General features: G+C 40.8%; 18 protein-coding genes and 1 riboswitch. Of the genes, 17 read left to right on the top strand and 1 reads right to left on the bottom strand.

Going from position 1 to position 18,597, the window contains the following annotated elements:
* Window positions 1-93: 93 nt before the first annotated feature.
* The 3 genes from AC0VYJ_RS17460 to AC0VYJ_RS17450 are packed head-to-tail and all read left to right on the top strand — an operon-like array spanning window position 94 to window position 2,640.
* Window positions 94-1,116, top strand: coding sequence for a methionine ABC transporter ATP-binding protein (locus AC0VYJ_RS17460; protein ID WP_475365734.1), 1,023 nt, complete (start codon window positions 94-96; stop codon window positions 1,114-1,116).
* The gene (locus AC0VYJ_RS17455; RefSeq protein ID WP_430246981.1) at window positions 1,109-1,777 is read left to right on the top strand and encodes a methionine ABC transporter permease; all 669 of its coding nucleotides are present in this window, start codon (window positions 1,109-1,111) and stop codon (window positions 1,775-1,777) included. Before AC0VYJ_RS17460 ends, AC0VYJ_RS17455 begins: the two co-directional genes overlap by 8 nt.
* 23 nt (window positions 1,778-1,800) lie before the next feature.
* A complete protein-coding gene (locus AC0VYJ_RS17450; RefSeq protein ID WP_430246982.1) occupies window positions 1,801-2,640 on the top strand; it encodes a MetQ/NlpA family ABC transporter substrate-binding protein in 840 nt (279 codons plus the stop codon).
* 53 nt (window positions 2,641-2,693) lie between these two features.
* Here the strand turns inward: AC0VYJ_RS17450 and AC0VYJ_RS17445 are convergent, their stop codons facing one another.
* Window positions 2,694-3,644 carry an L-lactate dehydrogenase gene (locus AC0VYJ_RS17445; RefSeq protein WP_430246983.1) on the bottom strand — a complete coding sequence of 317 codons (951 nt, stop codon included), beginning with the start codon at window positions 3,642-3,644 and terminating at the stop codon, window positions 2,694-2,696.
* Window positions 3,645-3,895: 251 nt separating this feature from the next.
* On the opposite strand from AC0VYJ_RS17445, the gene AC0VYJ_RS17440 reads away from it, so the two are divergent.
* From AC0VYJ_RS17440 to AC0VYJ_RS17375, 14 genes are all read left to right on the top strand, one after another.
* Entirely contained in the window at window positions 3,896-4,198 is a 303-nt protein-coding gene (locus tag AC0VYJ_RS17440) for a carboxymuconolactone decarboxylase family protein (RefSeq protein ID WP_194219604.1), read from the top strand.
* 228 nt (window positions 4,199-4,426) lie between these two features.
* Window positions 4,427-4,603, top strand: a complete 177-nt coding sequence (locus tag AC0VYJ_RS17435; protein WP_475365733.1) for a YuzK family famiily protein — start codon at window positions 4,427-4,429, stop codon at window positions 4,601-4,603.
* A gap of 345 nt (window positions 4,604-4,948) precedes the next feature.
* The gene (gene sufC / locus AC0VYJ_RS17430) at window positions 4,949-5,734 is read left to right on the top strand and encodes a Fe-S cluster assembly ATPase SufC (RefSeq protein WP_430246984.1); all 786 of its coding nucleotides are present in this window, start codon (window positions 4,949-4,951) and stop codon (window positions 5,732-5,734) included.
* Window positions 5,735-5,752: 18 nt separating this feature from the next.
* Window positions 5,753-7,060 (top strand): Fe-S cluster assembly protein SufD, encoded by a 1,308-nt coding sequence (gene sufD / locus AC0VYJ_RS17425; protein ID WP_430246985.1) that lies wholly within the window; start codon window positions 5,753-5,755, stop codon window positions 7,058-7,060.
* A 3-nt stretch (window positions 7,061-7,063) separates the two neighbouring features.
* On the top strand, window positions 7,064-8,284 hold the full coding sequence (locus AC0VYJ_RS17420) for a cysteine desulfurase (RefSeq protein ID WP_430246989.1): 1,221 nt from the start codon (window positions 7,064-7,066) through the stop codon (window positions 8,282-8,284).
* Entirely contained in the window at window positions 8,274-8,717 is a 444-nt protein-coding gene (gene sufU / locus AC0VYJ_RS17415; protein ID WP_430246986.1) for a Fe-S cluster assembly sulfur transfer protein SufU, read from the top strand. The genes AC0VYJ_RS17420 and sufU overlap by 11 nt, the downstream gene beginning before the upstream one ends.
* 101 nt (window positions 8,718-8,818) lie before the next feature.
* The gene (sufB, locus tag AC0VYJ_RS17410) at window positions 8,819-10,216 is read left to right on the top strand and encodes a Fe-S cluster assembly protein SufB (RefSeq protein WP_194218983.1); all 1,398 of its coding nucleotides are present in this window, start codon (window positions 8,819-8,821) and stop codon (window positions 10,214-10,216) included.
* 168 nt (window positions 10,217-10,384) lie between these two features.
* Window positions 10,385-11,239 carry a DUF72 domain-containing protein gene (locus AC0VYJ_RS17405; protein WP_475365732.1) on the top strand — a complete coding sequence of 285 codons (855 nt, stop codon included), beginning with the start codon at window positions 10,385-10,387 and terminating at the stop codon, window positions 11,237-11,239.
* Between the two features lie 11 nt (window positions 11,240-11,250).
* On the top strand, window positions 11,251-12,072 hold the full coding sequence (locus AC0VYJ_RS17400; protein WP_430246987.1) for a sulfite exporter TauE/SafE family protein: 822 nt from the start codon (window positions 11,251-11,253) through the stop codon (window positions 12,070-12,072).
* 15 nt (window positions 12,073-12,087) lie between these two features.
* A complete protein-coding gene (locus tag AC0VYJ_RS17395; protein ID WP_430246988.1) occupies window positions 12,088-13,476 on the top strand; it encodes a bifunctional metallophosphatase/5'-nucleotidase in 1,389 nt (462 codons plus the stop codon).
* 93 nt (window positions 13,477-13,569) lie between these two features.
* Window positions 13,570-13,863, top strand: a complete 294-nt coding sequence (locus AC0VYJ_RS17390) for a YunC family protein (RefSeq protein WP_475367512.1) — start codon at window positions 13,570-13,572, stop codon at window positions 13,861-13,863.
* A 137-nt stretch (window positions 13,864-14,000) separates the two neighbouring features.
* Window positions 14,001-14,771 carry a sporulation protein YunB gene (gene yunB / locus AC0VYJ_RS17385; protein WP_194218987.1) on the top strand — a complete coding sequence of 257 codons (771 nt, stop codon included), beginning with the start codon at window positions 14,001-14,003 and terminating at the stop codon, window positions 14,769-14,771.
* 157 nt (window positions 14,772-14,928) lie between these two features.
* Window positions 14,929-15,109, top strand: a riboswitch (Lysine riboswitch).
* A 150-nt stretch (window positions 15,110-15,259) separates the two neighbouring features.
* Window positions 15,260-16,837 (top strand): Na+/H+ antiporter NhaC family protein, encoded by a 1,578-nt coding sequence (locus AC0VYJ_RS17380; protein ID WP_475365731.1) that lies wholly within the window; start codon window positions 15,260-15,262, stop codon window positions 16,835-16,837.
* A 233-nt stretch (window positions 16,838-17,070) separates the two neighbouring features.
* Window positions 17,071-18,597 carry a sodium-dependent transporter gene (locus AC0VYJ_RS17375; RefSeq protein ID WP_194218989.1) on the top strand — a complete coding sequence of 509 codons (1,527 nt, stop codon included), beginning with the start codon at window positions 17,071-17,073 and terminating at the stop codon, window positions 18,595-18,597.

Genomic DNA, 18,597 nt, shown 5'->3' with positions numbered 1-18,597 from the left:
CTTCTAAGTGCACAGAAATAAAGAACAAAGGCATGGGACTGAAGTCCTTTTTCAGGTAGCTGATCATGCAAATGCATAAAGGATGTGAGACATGTGATTGAGCTTAAAGGCATTAATAAGACCTTCTTTTCGAAATCCGGGAAGGTGGAAGCCGTTAAGGATGTTAACCTTGAAGTCAAAAAAGGCGAAATATTTGGTGTTATTGGCTACAGTGGTGCTGGGAAAAGTACGCTAATTCGAATGCTTAACCTTCTTGAGAGACCTACTGATGGGACAGTCACAGTAGCTGGTAATAATCTATCTTCTCTTAATGGGAAAGATCTTCGTGCAGCAAGACAGGAAATCGGTATGATTTTCCAGCATTTTAATATTCTCTGGTCAAGAACGGTACGTGATAACATCGCCTTTCCTCTTGAAATATCAGGTGTTCCGAAAGAAAAGAGAATGAAGCGTGTTGATGAATTAATTAACCTTGTTGGACTCGAAGGTAGGGAAGGAGCTTATCCTTCACAGCTAAGTGGTGGACAAAAGCAGCGAGTGGGTATTGCGAGAGCACTTGCTAACAATCCAAAGGTTTTGCTTTGTGATGAAGCTACTTCTGCTTTAGATCCTAAAACGACGGATAGCATTCTAGAACTTCTGACTGAAATTAATCAGAAACTTGGCCTAACGATTGTCCTCATCACGCATGAAATGCACGTCATACGCAAAATTTGCCATCGTGTAGCCGTTATGGAGAATGGACGAGTAGTGGAGAATGGTTCTGTCCTTGAAGTTTTCCACCATCCGCAGGAAGAGATTACGAAAGACTTTGTTAATCAGCTAAGCGAGCCTGAAGAAATGAAGGAATCGATTGCACATCTGGCAACGAGTCAGGATGGAGAACTTGTTCAGTTTACCTTTGTGAAAGGAAAAACAGGTTCACCACTTGTGACAGAGTTGATTCGTGAATTTGATGTGGAAGTCAACATTATTCAAGGGAAGATTTCTCATACACAGGATGGTCCTTATGGAAAACTTTCTGTGTTCCTTAAAGGGGAACCGGCTGTGGTAGAAAAGGCCTTGAATTATGTGCAGGCCCAAGGTGTTAAAGCGGAGGTGATTACGAATGACTGAATCGTTATTTCCTAACGTCAGGTGGGAATCTATGTGGGAAGCCACTCTACAAACAGCGTACATGACGGCAATTTCGGTTCTGGCAACGTTTATTCTCGGAATCCTCCTTGGTTTATTGTTGTTTCTAACAGGTAGAGGGAACATATGGGAAAACAAATTTGTGAATAGTATTATTGCCGGAGTCGTGAACTTATTTCGCTCCATACCATTTATCATTTTGATTATCTTGCTGATCCCTCTTTCGGTTTACATTATAGGGACGATGCTAGGTGCTAATGCTGCCCTTCCAGCCCTTATTGCAGGAGCAGCGCCATTTTATGCGAGGATGGTTGAAATTGCTTTACGTGAAGTAGATAAAGGGGTCATTGAAGCTTCTCAGTCAATGGGAGCATCCAATGGTTCGATTATTTTTAAAGTGCTTCTACCAGAAGCAATGCCAGCCCTTATTTCAGGGATTACTGTGACGGCGATAGCTCTTGTAAGCTACACCGCTATGGCTGGTGTTGTAGGCGCAGGGGGTCTCGGAAACCTAGCTTATCTTGAAGGTTTCCAAAGGAATAATCCTGATGTGACACTTGTTGCAACAGTATTGATATTAGTAATTGTTGCGATTCTTCAGGTTTGTGGAGACATTGCAACACGAGTAATAGACAAAAGATAATGAGGAGAAAAGGAGAGATTATGATGAAAAAGTTTTTATCGCTAATCGTAGTTCTTGCTCTTGCAGTGCTTGCTGCGTGTGGGAATAATGGCGGAAGCAGCGAAGGTTCTGGTGACGGTGAAGATTCGAAGAAAATCGTAGTAGGTGCCTCAAACATCCCCCATGCTGAAATTCTTGAAGAAGCTAAGCCGATGTTAGAGGAAAAAGGAATAGAGCTTGAAATTAAAACATTCCAGGATTATATTCTACCTAATAAGACGCTTGCAAATGGTGAATTAGATGCAAACTATTTCCAAACAATTCCTTATATGGACTTGCAAATGGAAGAAAACGATAATTATGACTTCGTGAATGCTGGAGGCATTCATATCGAGCCAATCGGTGTTTACTCTCAGGATTACAAGAGCTTAGATGAGCTTCCTGATGGTGCTCAGATCATAATGAGTAACTCTGTTTCTGACCATGGACGTATGCTCTCATTACTTGAAGCACAGGGTCTTATCACATTAAAAGAAGGCGTAAAGGCTTCAGATGCAACGGTTGAAGATATTGCTGAAAACCCTAAGAATATTGATTTCAAAACAGATGTTGAGGCTTCACTGCTTCCGCAGATTTACCAGCAAGGTGAAGGTGATGCAGTGATGATCAATACAAACTATGCGATTGATGCAGGACTTAATCCTCAAGAAGATGCCATCGCACTTGAAGATTCAGACTCACCATATGTGAATGTGATTACAGTAAACAAAGGTGACGAAGACAATGAAGCGATCAAGGCGTTAGTAGAAGTTCTTCATTCTGATGAAATTCAGAGTTTTATTGAAGAAGAATACGATGGCGCTGTTGTACCAGTAGACGAATAAGAAAGAAAAAAAGGTTCTCCGCCAAAACGACGGAGGACCTTTTTTTAATTATTTTAATGTTGGAAAACTGGCTTCATCGCTTCTTTTAACGTTTTTGCAGAATGGTGCAATTGGTCTAGCTCGGTTTGATCAAGGTCAAGTTCAATAATTTCACGAATGCCGTTGTTATTTACAATCGCGGGTACGCCAATATACAAATCATCTAAACCATATTCGCCTTCAAGTAACGTAGAGATGGTAAGAATAGAGTTTTCATTTCGAATAATTGCTCTTGTTAACCGTACGAGGCCCATTGCGATACCGTAGTATGTTGCTCCCTTACGATTAATGATATGATAAGCCGCATCGCGAACATTGACGAAAAGCGCATCAAGATCTTCTTTAGCCTCTGGTTTATCTTTAATAAGAGACATGATTGGTCGACTACCGATTGTAGCATGACTCCAGACAGGAAGTTCAGTATCACCATGTTCCCCGAGAATATAGCCATGTACATTTCTAGAATCTACATTAAAATAGTCGCTCAGTAAATAACGGAATCGAGCCGTATCGAGAATCGTACCTGAGCCGATAACCCGTTCTTTAGGCAAGCCTGAGAACTTCCAAGTCGCATAAGTAAGCACATCTACAGGATTCGTTGCAACGATAAAAATACCATCAAATCCACTTTCCATAACGCTTGAAACGATTGTTTTAAAGATCGCAGTGTTTTTATCAATAAGGTCTAAGCGTGTTTCACCTGGTGCCTGATTTGCGCCCGCTGCGATCACGACAATATCTGCGCCTTTGCAATCGGGATAGTCGCCAGCCCAAATTTTCATTGGAGCGCCAAAAGGAAGGCCGTGATTTAAGTCTCTTGCTTCCCCTTCGGCTTTTTCTTTATTTACGTCGATTAGTACAAGTTCGTTTACTAGTTCTTGATTCAATAACGAGAAGGCATAGCTTGTCCCTACAAATCCAGTGCCAATTAATGCTACGCGCGTTGTTTTTCCTTCATACATCATCTTCACCTCTGCTAGTAGATATTGTCTTCATAAGCATCATAACGTATCCGTTTACTTATTAGTGTGACATACATCACATGTAAACGCACTCATCCAAAAACAATTTAAAGAAAATGATGGATAGCTTTGTTACCCAATTCTCATACTAGTACGGATGATATTGAATAAAGGAGGCCTGTGTCTTGAAACAGGAACAGGAATTTAACAACTTTGCAGAAGCGGCGCTACATGATTATAAAGAAGGATTAGGAATGTTTACAGAGAAGATGCCGCAGTTAGCTAAGAAGTATTCGGCATTTACTGAAGCGTGTTTTAAAGATGGGGAAGTGAGTCAAAAGGAGAAACAAATGATTGCGCTCGGTATATCTATTTTTTCACAAGATGAATATTGCATTATCTACCATACGAAAGGTTGTCTTGATCAAGGATGTTCTGAACAAGAAATACTTGAAACGGTAGGAGTGACAGCTGCATTTGGTGGTGGCGCAGCGATGAGCCAGGCCGTTACTCTCGTACAGGAATGTATGAAAGATTTGAACCAACCGAAGCATTAATGAATTCGTGTTTCTACTATTTAAATAGTGTATTGTGTCGAAGGACTGAAATAGGGTGGATATGGGAGGAAAAGTAAGAATGGATGTTTTTTAACTATTCAGAACTTCTTTCACCACTCCGGAACCCCCCTCAGCCCTTAAAATGCTGTTTGTAGCTACTAATGTAACGTGGTAAAGTAATTTTTGTAAGTAAAACGATATTGAAAGGATTGATTCATTATTAGCCCCATGCGGTTAAACCACACACCTGAAATGGAAAAGGCGATGTACCAGTCTCACGGAGTTGGCTATGCGGAGTATAGTCGTAATTTCAACAAGCGAATGCAAGTCGAGCGAGAGCGTGAGCTGGATCACCGTCGGAGTCTCAAAATGGTTAGTGAATTCGACCGTAAACTATCTAGATGAATCAGCATCCAAAATAACTATGATATACGAAAAACCAGTCTTACGACTGGTTTTTTTGTATGAAGATAATCACGTGTATTTCGTTGTAGCTCTGGTGATTAAATGGTAGGCTTAGAAAGGTATGCAACGAAAATATAAACGATTCATTCTCAATTTGAATAGCAAGCTATACCTTGGCTAACGCTAGAAAGTATGAGTCTTGCGTTCCTTGATATTAGTTTGGATTTGTTATAAAATAAGAATGAAAATAGATTGAGAATGACTCAGCACACATTCCTTGACATACACCTTATAGGTACTACAATAAGGAAGGAATAGTATAAACGTTATTGGAGGTATTCACAAATGGCAGCATCAACTCTAAAGATTGAGAATCTTCATGTTTCCATTGAGGGAAAAGAGATTATCAAAGGATTGAACCTTGAAATAAATGGTGGAGAAATTCACGCAGTAATGGGGCCGAACGGTACAGGGAAATCTACCCTTGCTTCTGCAATTATGGGCCATCCGAAATACGAAATCACTGAAGGCAGTGTCTTCCTTGATAATGAAGATGTACTTGAAATGGAAGTTGATGAGCGTGCAAAAGCTGGACTCTTCCTTGCAATGCAATATCCAAGTGAAGTAAGTGGCGTAACAAACGCTGATTTCCTTCGTTCTGCAATTAATGCTCGTCGTGAAGAAGGCGATGAAATTTCTCTAATGAAATTCATCAAAAAGCTAGACGGTAAAATGGCTGAACTTGATATGGGTGAAGAATTTGCACAGCGTTACCTTAACGAAGGTTTCTCTGGTGGTGAAAAGAAACGTAACGAAATTCTTCAGCTTATGATGCTTGAACCAAAAATCGCTGTTCTGGATGAAATTGACTCCGGTCTAGATATCGATGCGCTTAAAGTTGTTTCTAAAGGTGTTAATGCTATGCGCAATGAGAGCTTCGGTTGCTTGATCATTACTCACTATCAGCGTCTATTGAACTACATTACTCCTGATAAAGTACACGTTATGATGCAAGGTCGCATTGTGAAATCAGGCGGTGCGGAACTAGCACAGCGTCTTGAAGAAGAAGGTTATGAGTGGATTAAAGAAGAACTTGGAATTAAAGACGAAACAGTTGGTCAAGAAGCGTAAGCAGTAAGGAGGATGACAATGTCAGTGGATACGAAAATTGCATTCGATCAAGAATACATTAAATCTTATTCAGAAAAACGTCAGGAGCCGCAATGGATGGCCTCTCTTCGTTTAAAGGCTTTAGAGAAGTCAGAAAGTCTTCCAATGCCAAGACCTGATAAAACAAAAATCGATAAGTGGAATTTCACTTCATTTAAACACGATGTAGCTGGAGAAGCGATTTCATCACTTGATGATCTTCCTGAAGATGTGCGCGATCTTGTTGCTAAAGATCAACAGTCAGGAAATCTTCTTGTGCACCGTAACTCTACACCTGTTTTCAATCAGCTATCGAATGAGCTGAAAGAACAAGGTGTGATTTTCACAGATATTCAAACAGCTCTTCAAAATCATGGTGATCTAGTTGAGAAGTATTTCATGAAAGACGTTATGAAGGTTGATGAGAACCGTTTAACTGCCGTTCATGCAGCACTTCTTAATAGCGGTACTTTCTTGTATGTACCTCGCAATGTAGAAGTTGAAGTGCCAATCCAAGCACTAAATTGGCAAGAAGACCCTGAAGCTGGGATATTCAACCACGTGATTATCGTAGCAGAGGATAATAGTTCTGTGACATATGTTGAGAACTTCTTATCTTATGGTCACGATGTTGAATCCGTTGCGAACATTATTGCTGAAGTTCATGTAGGACAGAATGCTCGCGTTACGTTTGGTTCTGTTGATAACCTTGCAAAAGGTGTCACTACTTACGTAAATCGCCGTGCAAATGTGGCACGAGACGGTAAAGTTGATTGGGCTCTTGCTCAAATGAACGATGGCAACACGGTTTCTACAAATACAACGCACCTTATTGGTGATGGTTCTTATGCTGATTCTAAGACTGTAACAATCGGTCGTGGAAGCCAGAGTCAGAACTTCACTAATCAGATTTTCCATCACGGTCAAAACTCTGAGGGTGTTCTTCTTGTGCACGGTGTCCAAAAAGATAGTGCTAGCGCCATCTTTAACGGTGTTACGAAGATTGAACACGGTGCTAAGAAATCAAACGGTGAGCAAACACAGCGCGTTCTAATGATGAATGAGAAAGCGCGTGGGGATGCAAATCCGATCCTTCTTATTGACGAAGATGATGTTATGGCAGGCCACGCTGCATCTGTTGGTAAAGTTGATCCAATTCAGCTTTATTATTTGCAAAGTCGCGGGATTTCCCGTCAAGAGGCTGAACGTTTGATCATCCACGGTTTCCTCGCTCCAGTTATTAACGAACTTCCGATCGAAGGTGTTCGTAAACGTGCGGTTGAGGTAACTGAAGGGAAAGTTAATTAAATGATGAATGTCCAGGACATTCGCAAGCAGTTTCCCATTTTACATCAAGAGGTAAATGGGAAACCTCTTGTTTACCTTGATAGTGCAGCAACGTCTCAGAAACCTACTCAAGTAATTGACGCAGTAGAGCGTTACTACAAGGAAATTAACTCAAACGTTCACCGTGGTGTTCATACGCTTGGAACACATGCGACAGATGCCTATGAAGGCGCACGTGAAAAGGTTCGTGAATTTATTCATGCTTCTTCAACAGAAGAAGTGATCTTTACTCGCGGAACAACCACAGCCCTTAATATGGTCGCTTCAAGCTATGGACGTGCAAATCTTCAAGAAGGTGATGAAGTTGTCATCACACCGATGGAGCATCACAGCAACATTATTCCATGGCAACAGGTTGTAAAAGCAACTGGAGCCACTCTAAAATATATTCCTCTTCAACCAGACGGAACAATTGCGCTGGAAGACGTTGAGAAAACGGTAACAGCAAACACAAAAATTGTTTCTGTTATGCAAGTTTCGAATGTGCTTGGGACAATTAACCCGATTAAAGAAATTGCCGCGATTGCGCACCGAAATGGCGCTGTTATGGTTGTTGATGGGGCTCAAAGCACCCCTCATATGAAGATTGATGTTCAGGATCTTGACTGCGATTTCTTTGCATTTTCTGGACATAAAATGTGCGGACCTACTGGGATAGGCGTCCTCTACGGGAAGAAAAAGCTCCTTGAAAACATGGAGCCATTTGAATTCGGTGGAGAAATGATCGATTTTGTTGGTCTGTATGATTCGACATGGAAAGAGCTCCCTTGGAAATTTGAAGGGGGCACACCAATCATTGCAGGTGCGGTTGGTCTTGGAGCTGCGATTGATTTCTTAAATGAAATTGGCATGGACAACATCCAACAGCATGAAACTCATCTTGCTAAATATGCTATGCAGCAGTTATCAACTATCGAAGGCGTATCCATTTACGGACCTGAAAAACGTGCTGGGGTTGTCACTTTTAATAGTGATGACGTTCACCCACATGATGTGGCAACCGTACTTGACACAGAAGGCATCGCTGTCCGCGCTGGACACCATTGTGCTCAGCCACTAATGAAGTGGCTAGAGGTATCGGCTACTGCGCGTGCTAGCTTCTATTTATACAATACTGAAGAAGACGTGGATACGTTTGTAGCCGGATTACGAAAAGCAAAGGAGTTTTTCGGTAATGTCTTTTAATAATCTAGACCAGTTGTATCGACAGGTCATTATGGATCATTATAAAAATCCAAGAAATAAAGGGGAGCTTGAAGAAGGCGCCCTTAAAATAAACATGAATAACCCTACATGTGGAGATACAATTCAGCTTCAGCTGAAAGTAGATGATGGGAAGATTTCGGATGCGAAGTTTATTGGAGAAGGTTGCTCTATAAGCCTGGCATCAGCGTCGATGATGACACAGTCAGTTAAAGGACTTGAAGTTGATCAGGCCTTGAAGCTATCCGGTATTTTCTCTGATATGATGCAGGGGAAAGAATATGAAGAAGAAGATTTCGATCTAGGCGACATTGAAGCACTTCAAGGCGTTTCGAAGTTTCCTGCTCGTATTAAATGTGCAACACTCTCCTGGAAGGCAATGGAGAAGGGTTTCAAGGAACAGGATGAAGCTTAACCCGCTTCCAGGTGTTGTCACCGCTTCTTTTTCATACTAGAATGATGGAAAGAGAACATCAGCCAAACACTGACATGTGTAATGTCAAGGAGGGAAATAAAATGGCTAAAAAAATGCCTGAAGTTGGCGAATACCAATATGGTTTTAGTGATAAAGACGTTTCGATCTTCCGTTCAGAGCGTGGATTAACTCCTGAAATTGTAAAAGAAATTTCTCGCATGAAGGATGAACCACAGTGGATGCTTGACTTCCGCTTGAAATCGCTTGAACATTTCTACAGCATGCCAATGCCTCAATGGGGCGGAAACCTTGCTGATCTAGATTTTGATGAAATTACGTACTACGTAAAGCCTTCCGAGAAGTCTGAAAGATCATGGGATGAAGTACCAGAAGAAATCAAAGCGACATTTGATAAATTAGGTATCCCTGAAGCTGAGCAAAAATACCTTGCGGGTGTTTCTGCACAGTACGAATCTGAAGTAGTTTACCATAACATGCAAGAAGACCTTGAGAACATGGGGATTGTGTTTAAAGATACAGATACTGCACTTAAAGAGAACGAAGATCTTTTTAAAGAGTATTTTGCGAAAACAATTCCTCCAACGGATAACAAGTTCTCAGCTCTTAACTCTGCTGTATGGTCAGGTGGTTCATTCATCTACGTTCCTAAAGGTGTGAAAGTCGATACGCCTCTACAAGCATACTTCCGAATTAACTCTGAGAACATGGGTCAGTTCGAGCGTACGCTTATCATCGCTGATGAAGGTTCTTCTGTACATTACGTTGAAGGTTGTACTGCACCGGTTTATACAACTAACTCTCTACACAGTGCTGTAGTTGAGATCATTGTTAAGAAGGATGCATACTGCCGTTATACGACGATTCAGAACTGGGCTAACAACGTGTTTAACCTTGTTACGAAGCGTGCAGTTGCGGAAGAAAATGCTACGATGGAATGGATCGATGGTAACATTGGTTCCAAACTTACAATGAAGTATCCAGCTGTTATCTTAAAGGGTGAAGGCGCTCGTGGTATGACGCTTTCCATCGCTCTTGCTGGTAAAGGACAGCACCAGGATGCTGGCGCTAAGATGATTCATTTAGCACCTAACACTTCTTCGACAATTGTTTCGAAATCTATTTCAAAACAAGGCGGTAAAGTAACATATCGTGGTATCGTTCACTTTGGCCGTAAAGCGGAAGGTGCTCGCTCAAACGTTGAGTGTGATACGCTTATCATGGATAACGAGTCTACTTCTGATACAATTCCTTACAATGAAATCCTAAACGATAACATTTCACTTGAACACGAAGCGAAAGTATCGAAGGTTTCTGAAGAGCAGCTCTTCTATCTGATGAGCCGTGGCGTATCTGAAGAAGAAGCAACTGAAATGATCGTAATGGGCTTCATCGAGCCATTTACGAAAGAACTTCCTATGGAATATGCGGTTGAAATGAACCGTCTCATTAAATTTGAGATGGAAGGTTCAATCGGTTAAGCTTCCATTTTAAACGAACCGGATCTTCCGGTTCGTTTTTTATATGTGAAAGTGTAAAGGGCTAAATCCTAATTGTTATTTCAAAATAGTATGAGGGATTTTCACTTGCTATTTTCGGGTAATGATATGAGAATAGAGAAAGAGAATCGAGATGAGAGGAAGAATTGCATGATTTACATAGGCGTAACAGGGTGGGGAGACCATGATGATCTTTACCCACCAGGTGTAAAAAGCAATGAAAAACTTTCGATATATGGTTCGCACTTTCCTACTGTTGAAGTTGATTCGTCCTTCTATGCTGTGCAACCAGAACGTAATTTTCAGAAATGGGTAGATGAGACACCAGAAGGGTTTCGGTTTGTCGTTAAGGCTTACCAGGGTATGACTGGCCATCAACGTGGGGATATTCCCTTTGAAACAAGAGATGAAATGTTTCAAGCTTTCAAGGAATCGGTTCGTCCCCTGCGAAATGCAGGAAAGCTTGCGATGGTGCTTTTTCAATTTCCTCCCTGGTTTGATGTGAATAAAGATAATGTTAACATCTTGAGGGACTGTAAACAGCGGATGGGAGATATTCCATGTGCGGTAGAATTTCGACATCAGTCCTGGTATCATGAAGCTTTTCGTGATAAGACGCTCTCATTTCTAGAGGAACAGGGTTTTATCCATACGATTTGCGATGAGCCACAAGCTGGCGAGGGATCGGTTCCTTTAGTGATGGAAACCCTAAACCAGGATCAGGTCCTTGTCAGGTTACATGGTCGAAATACAAATGGATGGACGAATCCAGGTAATCGCCATAACTGGAGGGAAGTTCGGTATTTATATGATTATAATCAAGAAGAACTCTTACAATGGAAGGAACAAATATTAGAATTAGAACGACGATGTAAAAATGTATTTATTTTATTTAATAATAATTCAGGAGGTCATGCTGCTAATAATGCTAAGGAAATGATTCAAATGCTTGATATTGAGTACACGAATTTAAATCCGAAGCAACTTGATCTCTTTGATTTATAAGGAGTATACCTATGGTGACGTGGTTCTTATTATTTATCATTGGTCTATTAGCAGGTACGATTGGAAGCCTTGTCGGTCTTGGGGGAGGCATTATTATCGTTCCTGTTCTTCTCATTATCGATCAATATACGAACTGGCTTTCTGATTTAACGCCTCAGAAAATTGTAGGTAGCTCGATCGTTGTCCTCGTCGTGATCGGTCTTTCCTCTACACTTGCTTACATGAAAAAGAAAAGCGTTGATTATAAAAGCGGAGCGCTTTTTTTTCTAGGAAGTGGACCAGGGGCTATTCTAGGGGCGTGGCTAAATAAATTTATTCAGGTTGATTATTTTTCCATTTATTTTGGGGTATTTATGGTGCTTGTTTCCATATTATTAATGGTAAGGAACCGTTTACGCCCTATGAAACTAAATGGTCAATTTGAACGAACGTATACGGATCCGAATGGGACAGAGATGAACTATAACTTTTCTGCCGTAGCAGCTGTTATTGTTTCATTTATCGTTGGGGTCATTTCAGGTCTATTCGGAATTGGTGGCGGCTCACTTATGGTTCCTGCCATGATTCTACTATTTGGTTTTCCAACATCGGTTGCTGTTGCAACCTCCATGTTTATGATTTTTCTTTCAAGTATAACGGGTACCCTGACGCATTTAGCACTTGGTAACATTCAGTGGTTTTTACTAATCGGTCTCATTCCAGGTGCATGGATTGGAGCAAAATGCGGTTCATTTATTAATCAGAAACTTTCGGACAAATCAGTGGTTGTTATTTTACGATGGATGTTAATTATTGTAGGTGTCCGATTAATCTGGCAGGGAACGATGGGATAAGAAAGGAAGAGTGTCTTGACTTCTAGAACATTACAATTTTATTATACAAACGATCTTCACAGTCATTTCGCAAATTGGTCAAAAGTCTCTTCATATTTGAAAGAGAAGAAGCGAATGCATGAGCTTCAAGGGACACCTTATCTCCTTCTTGATTTAGGAGATCACTCTGATAAGGTGCATCCAATGACAGAAGGAACTGTCGGGAAAGGTAACGTTCAGTTACTAAATGAGCTGGAATATGATTATGCCACTATCGGTAACAATGAGGGTATTACGTTTTCAAAAAAAGAACTAGAAGAGCTTTATTCAGACGCTAAGTTCGAGGTGATTGTCGCCAACCTTTATCATCAAGATGGTACAAGGCCTTCCTGGGCTGTACCTTACAAGATCCATGAGTTAAATGGCATTAAAGTAGGAATTATAGGTGTTACCATCCCTTATGAACAATTCTACTCACTACTTGGATGGCAGATTGATTCTCCATTCCATTTCTTACAGTCCCTCATTGATGAAGTACGCAGTCAATCAGATGTTGTCGTATTGATGTCACATATGGGCTTAGGTAATGATGAACAGCTAGCAAGGGAAATGAATGGGCTTGATGTTATTATTGGAGCCCATACGCATCATGTGCTGAAGCATGGCATGCTTGTAGAGGATACGCTTATTACTCAGTCTGGTAAAAACGGGAATTACGTTGGAGAAGTTTCGATTTGTTTTGATATGGAAACAAAGAAAGTGATTGAGAAGGAAGCATATGCGATAACCGTCCGGAATCGTAAAGAAGACGAGGAAGCGAAGGCGATGATTCAACAACTAAATATTGATGCACATAAGATGCTTGAAGAGGTCGTCTGTCGTCTTGAACAGCCTCTTGAATCTGAATGGTTTCAACGCTCGGTTCTAGCTGATGAGTTAGCTGCCGCTCTTAGAGAGTGGTGTGGAGCGGATATTGGCATGATTAACGCTGGTATGTTGCTTGATGGGTTACCAGAAGGAAATGTATCAAGAGAAGACCTTCATCGCATTTGCCCTCATCCTGTTAATCCTTGCAAAGTGGTGCTAAAAGGAAGCGAGTTACGAGAAATCATTTCTTATTCTATGTCAGATGAAATAGTGAATTTAAGTTTTAAAGGTCTCGGTTTCCGAGGAGAGGTAATGGGGATCATGGCATTCGATGGGCTTGAGGTTACCTCTGTCAAAATGGACGACGGCCTCTATCATGTAACAGATGTTTTTCACAACGGAAATAAGCTTGTTTCTGATGAAGAATATGCCGTTGCCACGGCTGATATGTTCACATTTGGGAAATTCTATCCTCAAATGAAGCATGCTAAAAAGAAATACTTTTTACCTGAAATGCTTCGAGATCTCCTTGCATGGCGTTTAGAAAATAGACATTAAAACTTTCAGTGTTTGATTGTCAAACATGCTCTTTGTCTCATATAGATATAGTGATATTCATTCAGGTCAGGAGGCGGGAATGACGTGATCACTATGTCACCAATCATGATTGACGGTCATCCTTTTACAGCGGTCAGTATGCAGCTTCCGAAAACGAATTTTCTAGCGGTCATGAATGACAATGGGTATATCATGTGCGGCGCACTCGATGTAGCCTTACTTAATGAAAAGTTAAGTGACCGAAAGATTATCGCAGGAAGAGCTGTTGGTGTACGGTCTATTGAACAACTGCTTGATGCACCGCTCGAATCTGTTACGCTTGAAGCAGAAGCGCGAGGCATTACACTTGGAACTAAGGGTAGAGACGCGATGCTTAAGATGATGTGAAGAAAGCCGTAGCACTTGCTACGGCTTTCTTTTCGATTATGAAACATTTAATAGCTTGATATTGGCTCTTTCTAGGAAATTGTCCATACTTCTCATCTCCATGGCATATACATGAAGAAGAGAAGGGAGGGTTCATGTTGTTTCGAACTCGTAGAAAATTCTTTAGAAAGGGGCCGCTTCCCTTTCGATATGTTTTTGTCATCTCCTTTATTATTTTTATCTTTACTACTGTTCAAGGATTATGGATTGTTAATAAAGGAATTGAACCAAGCTTAATCAGTATTGCTGAAACAAAAACACGTCAAGTTGCTGCGCAAGCAATAAATGATGCCATTTCAAAGAAGATCGCAGACGGTATTGACGTTGAGAATTTAATTATCGTTCATGGTAATGATTCCGAAAAAGTACCAAGTTATAGCTTTAACTCGCAAGTTTATAATCGATTGATCTCAGAGGCCACAGAACGAGTTCAAACTTACTTAGATTATGTTGAAGCTGGTGATTTAGATAAGCTGGAAACCTTTAAGAATGATATAGATATCGATTACGAAGGTACCGAAAATCAACAAGGAATCGTATACTCCATACCTTTAGGGATGGCTACAAATAATGTTCTTCTTTCAAATTTTGGGCCGAGGATTCCAGTACGGTTTGAAATGATTGGAGATGTGGTCTCTAATATTGATACAAAGGTGAAAGAAACGGGAATTAACAACACGTATCTTGAAGTGTATATCAATATTAAAGTTGAGATGAACGTAATTATTCCTTTCTCTACAAAGAATACTGAAGTTTCGAACTCTGTAAAAATTGGAGATTTATTTATTCAGGGAGACGTTCCTTATTATTATAATGGTGATAATGGAAATGGTGGAAATCCATCGATCGTTTTGCCGAAGCCAGATTAAGACAAGGAGGCCATTAACCAGCTTCAATGTTCAATGTCGATAGCTAAAAAAATGGTTCCCTTCTAATAGAAATATCTCTGGAATAATCTACAATTGCACAAACAACGAAAGTAAGGTATACTTTAAAACTGAACTTAATATTGTTCCTTATCTTATACGATGAGGTAGAGGAGCAGATCCTCATGAGTACGTGTTGGGAGAATGACACCAATGATCAGCATCGAAAGGGAGATCTGCCGAAGCATAAATAACGGTCACATTATTTGTGTTGGGGCGACATTGAAGAAGTGTCGAACTGTCATTATGAGTCTAACTTGTAATGGAGAACTACTGATCGGGGTGGACACTTAACATTGACTCGGTGAAGCGAGCAATGATAGGACCAATCCTATCATTGCTCGCTTTTTTGCGTTCAAACACGACGAGAAGGCTGAGGGATAGGCGTCCATTCCGGTTATGATGACCAATCATATATTAGGAGGATATTCATGGAGAATTCAGTTCTATCCATTATTCCACCACTCGTAGCTTTGCTAATGGTAGTGGTGACTAGAAAAGTGCTTCCTTCTTTAGGAGTAGGCATTATTCTTGGTGCGCTAATGATCAACAATTGGAGTGTACCTAATTCATTAGAAGAAATTTATACAATCGTAAAAGGGATCTTCATTGATTCCGAGAGCGGTGGTTTAAATACTTGGAACATGTACATTATTTTCTTCCTGCTTTTATTAGGGATGATGACGGCCTTTATTTCGATATCAGGTGGAAGTCGCGCATTTGGCGAGTGGGCCATGAAACGCGTGAAAACAAGAGTAGGCGCACAGATTGTCACAGCGGTATTTGGTATTATTATTTTTATTGATGATTACTTTAATTCGCTCGCAGTTGGGAACGTAAGTAGACCGATTACGGACAGGCACAATGTTTCAAGGGCAAAGCTTGCCTATATCATTGATTCAACTGCAGCACCAATGTGTATTATTTCACCTATTTCAAGCTGGGGCGCTTATATCATCGCGTTAATTGGTGGTGTATTAGCAACGCATAGCATTACAGGTGTTGGCGCGTTAGAAGCTTTTATCAGAATGATTCCAATGAATTTGTATGCTCTCTTTGCACTTGCGATGGTGTTCTTTGTTAGTTATTTTGACATTAATCTTAAGGCAATGAGAGTACATGAAGACCGTGCACAGAAAACAGGAGAAGTGCTTGATCCGAATCAAGGTGCCGTACCTGGTCAAACATCAGGACTACCTGAAAGTGAGAAGGGGAAAGTAGCTGATCTTGCATGGCCTATTATTATGCTAATTGCTGGTACTGTGACGTTTATGGTCATCACAGGAATTCAGGCTGTTAGCGGAACGGATACAGCCGTGACAGCTTTGTCTGTCTTTGAAAATACAGACGTTGCTGCTTCTCTCCTTTATGGTGGAATCATTGGACTTATAACTTCTCTCCTCTTCTTCTTTCCAAAACGAATGGGTGGAGCGGTTCTTGGAAAAGGAATTTGGGAAGGCATTAAATCAATGCTTCCAGCCGTATACATTCTTTTCTTTGCATGGACATTGATTGAAATTATCGGCTCACTAGGGACTGGTAAGTATCTTGCAGGACTTGTTAATGACCACATTGTGATTGGCTTCTTACCAGCTATTTTGTTCCTACTTGCAGGTGTTATGGCGTTTGCAACGGGAACTTCGTGGGGAACATTTGGCATTATGATTCCGATCGCAGGAGAGATTGCTGCTGCTACGGATCCTACCTACATGCTTCCTGTACTTGCCGCTGTTCTTGCAGGAGCTGTATTTGGAGATCACTGCTCACCAATTTCGGATACAACAATTCTTTCTTCAACAGGCGCGGGTAGTCACCATATCGATCATGTGATGACACAGTTGCCTTATGCATTGCTCGTTGCAGGTATTTCGTTACTAGGATATCTGGTTCTTGGCTTTACTGGTAGTTCCATTCTTGGTCTTGTGGCAACAGCGATTCTATTCGGATTATTAATTTTCATGCTAAAAGGAAAATATGCCAACAGACCAGTTGAAATGGCAAATCATTAATCAAACAGGAGGATATTCCTCCTGTTTTTTTATGTATTTTCACAAAAAAGGAGAGATTTATATAGAAAATTGAACGATTCATACGAAAAATGTAAAAAGATTGTTTTGACAAGGACATACGTACTAGATATACTATAAACAAAATAATCTGAATTTACTTAAAAGTCTTAACCTTTTTCTGGAAGGGGGCTTATGGTGAAAAAGGTTAACATTTGTCTAAGGGGGTAATTTATTTGGAAAATCGTGCGCAATGGGGGACAAGGGCTGGTTTTATATTAGCCGCAGTTGGTTCAGCAATAGGTCTAGGGAACATTTGGAGATTTCCGGCCGTAGCCTATGACAACGGTGGTGGAGCATTTTTTATTCCTTATTTATTTGCATTATTAACAGCCGGAATCCCAATTCTTATTCTTGAATTTACATTGGGTCATAAATTCCGTGGATCCGCACCACTTTCGTTCTTTCGAATGAATAAGAAGATGGAATGGCTTGGGTGGTGGGGCGTTATCGTTGCATTCGTCATCTCCACATACTACGCGGTAATTATTGCGTGGGCCATCTCTTATAGCTATTTTGCATTTAATCAAAGTTGGGGTTCTGATACAGAAGCATTCCTCTTCAATGATTATCTGAAATTAACGGTTGATCCTGGACAAACAGGTAGTATCGTACCAGGCGTATTTCTCCCATTAATTGCAGTATGGATCATTACACTTGGCGTACTTCTTGCAGGTGTTAAAAAGGGAATTGAGCGTGCTAATAAAATTTTCATTCCTACATTAATTGTTCTTTTCTTAATCATTGTGATTCGAGCAGTGACACTGCCTGGTGCTGCTGAAGGTCTAAATGCATTCTTTACACCGAATTTTGACAGCATTACTTCAGGAAGTGTTTGGGTTGCTGCATACGGACAAATTTTCTTCAGTTTATCCATTGCTTTTGCTATTATGATTACTTATTCTAGTTACTTACCTAAGAAATCAGATATTACGAATAACGCGTTTATTACTGGTTTTGGTAACTCGGCGTTTGAGCTTCTAGCAGGTATCGGGGTATTCTCAGCGCTTGGATTTATGGCTCAGCAGCAGGGGCTTAGCGTTGGCGAAGTAGTGAGCGGTGGCGTAGGACTAGCCTTCGTTGTCTTCCCGCAAATAATCAATGAGTTTCCAGCTTTGAACGGGTTGTTCGGATTCTTATTCTTTGCTTCACTTGTACTTGCAGGTTTGTCTTCACTGATTTCTATTTCCGAAACATATGTTGCAGGTGTTTCTGAGAAGTTCGGAATTTCTCGTACGAAAGCTGTTCTAATTGGTGGAGGGATTTCCTCTATTATCTCGATTCTGTTTGCAACGCAAGGCGGATTGTTCTTCCTTGACGCAGCTGATTACTTTATTAACCAGTTCGGAATTGCCTTTGTAGGACTAGTGGAGGTGGTTGTTGTAGCATGGGTACTTCGTGAGCTTAATACGCTTGAGTCACATGCAAACGGCATTTCAGACATTTCACTGAAGTACTGGTGGAAAGCTTGTCTTGGAGTCATTACTCCTCTCGTACTTGGTTATATGATGTTCGATCTCTTTAAGACAAATCTTCTTCGTCAGTTTGATACACCGACTGGGAACTATGAAGGCTACTCAAACGGCTTTATTCTTTATAGTGGCTGGGCTGTCGCAGGATTCGCCCTTCTGGTTGGAATTCTATTCAGCCTAAAGAAATGGGATGCGAAAGCTGAACAGCAAAAGTATAAGGAGGTAAGCTAA

The sequence above is a fragment of the Anaerobacillus sp. 63XJN7_5_ISO-PGPR-S23-430 genome (assembly GCF_056173695.1).
The sequence above is the reverse complement of the archived record's forward strand: the minus strand, read 5'-3'. Positions and strand labels throughout refer to the sequence as shown.